Consider the following 3,535-nt stretch of genomic DNA (forward strand, 5'->3'; position numbering starts at 1 on the left):
GGGGTCCGCCGCGGGCGCCCAGGCGGCCGGCCCGGTGAGCGTCTCCGGCTCCTGCCCGGCGGCGCGCGCGGCCCGCTCGTACCGGTCCCGGGCCCGGTTGCGGACGCCCACGGCCAGCTGGATCAGCGCGGCGAAGCGGGTGGGGTTGAAGTTGACGTTGGTGAGCGTGGTGAAGACCGCGTACAGGACGAAGGCCGCCGCCTCGTCGTCCGGGTCGCCGAGCGCCCGCGCCTTCGCGGCGTACTGCGAGATGCCCTTGACCGCGTGGATCAGCAGGTCCTGGAGGTCCGAAGTGGGGGAATCCTTGCCGCAGTTGCCGATCGGACCGGCGCAGCCGGGGGTGGCGCCGGTGCGGTCGGTCTGTTCGCACTGGAAGCAGAACATGCGGGTCCTCCGGGGACTCGTGGTGTCGTTCGGGCGAGGCGGCGGGACGGGCCTCGACGAGTCCAGGATGGGACCGCCGCTGACGGTGCATCAGGGCCGGAGGGCCCCAATCCGGGGCCGGGAGACCCAGCCGGCCCGCGCCCGTTGCGCCCGGTGCCGCCGCCGGGGCCCGTACGCCATCGGCCCCGGCCCGGCCCGGACAGCGCTCCGGACCGCCGGGGCCCTACGATGTCGCCATGAGTGGGAGCCTTCAGGTATCAGGTGCGCACCATGCGCAGGAGCACCGGGACGACGAGCGGCTGGAGGCCGCGGCCGGCATCCTGGCGCTGCTCGCGGACCGCACCCGGCTCGCCCTGCTCCAGCGCCTGAGCGCCGGTGAGGCCGACGTGACCACGCTCACCGAGGCGGCCGGAGCACCCCGGACGTCGGTCAGCCAGCACCTCGGCAAGCTCCGGCTGGCCGGCCTGGTCGCGACCCGCAAGGACGGCCGGCGCGTGGTGTACGCGCTGCGCCACGGGCACCTGCGCCGGCTGGTCGACGAGGCGCTGAGCGTCGCCGACCACCAGATCGGCGGGCTCCCGCCGCACGACTGACCCGACTCCTCCGGCCCGTGCCCTCCGGGGTACGGGCCTGCTTTCTTGTCAACATGTGCACGCATGTGCACATGTTGACCTATCCTGGCCGTGTCGTCCTGCCGCGCCCAGTCGAGCGGGGTCCTCCATGCTGTCCGTGCTGCGCAACCGCACCTTCCTGCACCTGTTCGCCGCCCAGATCGTCGCCCTGGTGGGCACCGGCCTCGCCACGGTGGCGCTCGGCCTCCTCGCGTACGACCTCGCCGGAGCGGACGCCGGATCGGTGCTCGGCACCGCGCTGGCGATCAAGATGCTCGCGTACGTCGGCATCGCCCCGGTGGTCACCGCGCTGGCCCACCGCATCCCGCGGCGGCGCCTGATGGCCGCCTCCGACCTCACCCGGGCCGCCGTTGCCCTCACCCTGCCCTTCGTCACCGAGGTGTGGCAGGTCTACGTCCTGATCTTCGTCCTGCAGTCCGCCTCGGCGGCCTTCACCCCGGCCTTCCAGTCGGTGATCCCCGAGGTGCTGCCCGAGGAGCGCGCCTACACCCGCGCCCTGTCGCTGTCCCGGCTCGCCTACGACACGGAGAGCCTGGTCAGTCCGGTGCTCGCGGCGGCGCTGCTGGCCCTGATCAGCTACCACTGGCTGTTCTGGGGCACCGCCGCCGGGTTCCTCGCCTCCGCCGCCCTGGTGGTCTCCGCGGTCCTGCCCACACCGATCCGGCCGGAGCGGGCGGAGGCTGACGGCGGCGTCCTCGCCAGGTCCGTCCGCGGCACCCGGCTGTTCCTCGCCGTGCCCCGGCTGCGCGCGATGCTCGCCCTGGACCTCGCGGCCGCCGCCGCCAGTGCCATGGTGATCGTCAACACCGTCGTCTACGTCCGCGACCAGCTCGGTCGCCCCGCCGCCGACGTGCCGGTCGCACTCGGCGCCTACGGGGCCGGGTCGATGGCCGTGGCGCTGCTGCTGCCCCGGGTGCTGGACCGGACACCGGACCGGAGCGTCATGCTCCCGGCGGCGTTCGGCATCGTCGGACTCTTCGCCCTGCTCGCCGCGGTCACGGCCGCCGGGGCGGGCGCATGGCGCTGGCCCGTACTGCTCACTGTCTGGACCGCCTTCGGCGCGGTCGGCTCGCTGATCCTCACCCCCACCGGCCGCGTCCTGCGCGACTCGGTGGCCGACGAGGACCTCCCCGCGGTCTTCGCTGCCCAGTTCTCCCTCTCCCACGGCTGCTGGCTGCTCACCTACCCCCTGGCCGGCTGGCTCGGCGCAACCCTGGGCCTCACCGAGGCCTCTGCCGCGCTCGGCGTCGTCACGTCGGCCTCCGCTGTGCTGGCCGCCCGCGCCTGGCGCCGGGTGCCCGCCGAGTCGGCGCCGGTACCGGTGGCGAGCGGGGGGCGGGGCGCCGCCGTTCCCGGCTGACCGGGCGGGCGCCGGTGCGCGGGTGCGGGCCCGCGCACACACTGGAAGACGGAACACCGGCCGACCCCGAGAAGGGGCGAACGTACCGTGGACGAGCACCACCACGCGCACGGGGGACGCGGCTCCTGCCGGTCCCGGCTGCGGCACGACCTCGCCCACCTCGTCACCCCGCACGGCCACGGGGCCATGGACAAGGTCGACAGCGCGATGGAGGCCTCCCGCGCGGGCATACGCACCCTGGGGCAGTCCCTCGTCGTGCTCGGCGTCACCACCGCCCTCCAGGCCGTGATCGTGGTCCTGTCCGGATCGGTCGCCCTGCTCGGCGACACCATCCACAACGCCGCCGACGCGCTCACCGCCGTTCCGCTCGGCCTCGCCCTCCTGCTCGGCCGACGCCCTGCCAACCGCCGCTACACCTACGGGTACGGGCGGGCCGAGGACCTCGCCGGCATCGCCATCGTCCTCACCATCGCCGCCTCCTCCGTGCTCACCGCCTACGAGGCCGTCGACCGCCTGGTGAGCCCCCGCGGAGTCGGCCACCTGTGGGCCGTCGCCCTGGCCGCCCTCGCGGGCTTCGCCGGCAACGAGTGGGTGGCCCGCCTGCGGATCGTCACCGGCCGGCGGATCGGCTCGGCGGCACTGGTCGCCGACGGCCTGCACGCCCGCACCGACGGCTTCACCTCGCTCGCCGTCCTGCTCGGCGCCGGCGGCGTCGCCCTCGGCTGGCAGGCCGCCGACCCGGTCGTCGGCCTGTTCATCACCGCCGCGATCCTGCTCGTGCTCAAGGACGCCGCCCGCGAGGTCTACCGGCGGCTCATGGACGCCGTCGACCCCGCCCAGATCGACGCCGCCGAACGCGCGCTGCGCCACGTCGAGGGCGTGCGCGGAGTCGGGGACGTCCGGATGCGCTGGATCGGCCACAGCCTGCGGGCCGAGGCCGACATCGTCGTCGACCCGCGGCTCACCGTCGTCCAGGCCCACGCCATCGCCGTCGCAGCCGAGCACAGCCTGATCCACGCCGTCCCCAGGCTCACCGCCGCCACCGTGCACACCGACCACAGCGCCGCCCCGGGAGCCGACGACCCGCACGCCGACCTCGCCCACCACCGGCGCGCGGCCCGCTGACCGCCCCGGCGTTCCGGGCCGCCGCGCGCCCGCC

At 75.2% G+C, this 3,535-nt stretch carries 4 protein-coding genes; 3 read left to right on the top strand and 1 reads right to left on the bottom strand.

Features of this window, described 5'->3' with window-relative positions:
• On the bottom strand, nt 1–384 hold a 384-nt coding region (locus KS423_RS41340; protein WP_224284871.1), incomplete at its 3' end, for a hypothetical protein.
• 236 nt (nt 385–620) lie between these two features.
• Here KS423_RS41340 and KS423_RS41345 point away from each other — a divergent pair.
• The 3 genes from KS423_RS41345 (at nt 621) to KS423_RS41355 (ending at nt 3,501) form a co-directional block, all read left to right on the top strand.
• Entirely contained in the window at nt 621–977 is a 357-nt protein-coding gene (locus KS423_RS41345; RefSeq protein WP_224284872.1) for a metalloregulator ArsR/SmtB family transcription factor, read from the top strand.
• A 127-nt stretch (nt 978–1,104) separates the two neighbouring features.
• The gene (locus tag KS423_RS41350; RefSeq protein ID WP_224284873.1) at nt 1,105–2,376 is read left to right on the top strand and encodes an MFS transporter; all 1,272 of its coding nucleotides are present in this window, start codon (nt 1,105–1,107) and stop codon (nt 2,374–2,376) included.
• Nucleotides 2,377–2,463: 87 nt separating this feature from the next.
• On the top strand, nt 2,464–3,501 hold the full coding sequence (locus tag KS423_RS41355) for a cation diffusion facilitator family transporter (protein ID WP_224284874.1): 1,038 nt from the start codon (nt 2,464–2,466) through the stop codon (nt 3,499–3,501).
• Nucleotides 3,502–3,535 lie beyond the last annotated feature (34 nt).

This window comes from Streptomyces sp. LS1784, from assembly GCF_020103755.1.
Classification (GTDB): Bacteria; Actinomycetota; Actinomycetes; order Streptomycetales; family Streptomycetaceae; genus Kitasatospora.

What these genes read in the sequence shown, in the direction of transcription:
- KS423_RS41350 (WP_224284873.1), top strand. Translation starts at nt 1,105, where the DNA reads ATGCTGTCCGTGCTGCGCAACCGCACCTTCCTGCACCTGTTCGCCGCC.
- KS423_RS41345 (WP_224284872.1), top strand. Translation starts at nt 621, where the DNA reads ATGAGTGGGAGCCTTCAGGTATCAGGTGCGCACCATGCGCAGGAGCAC.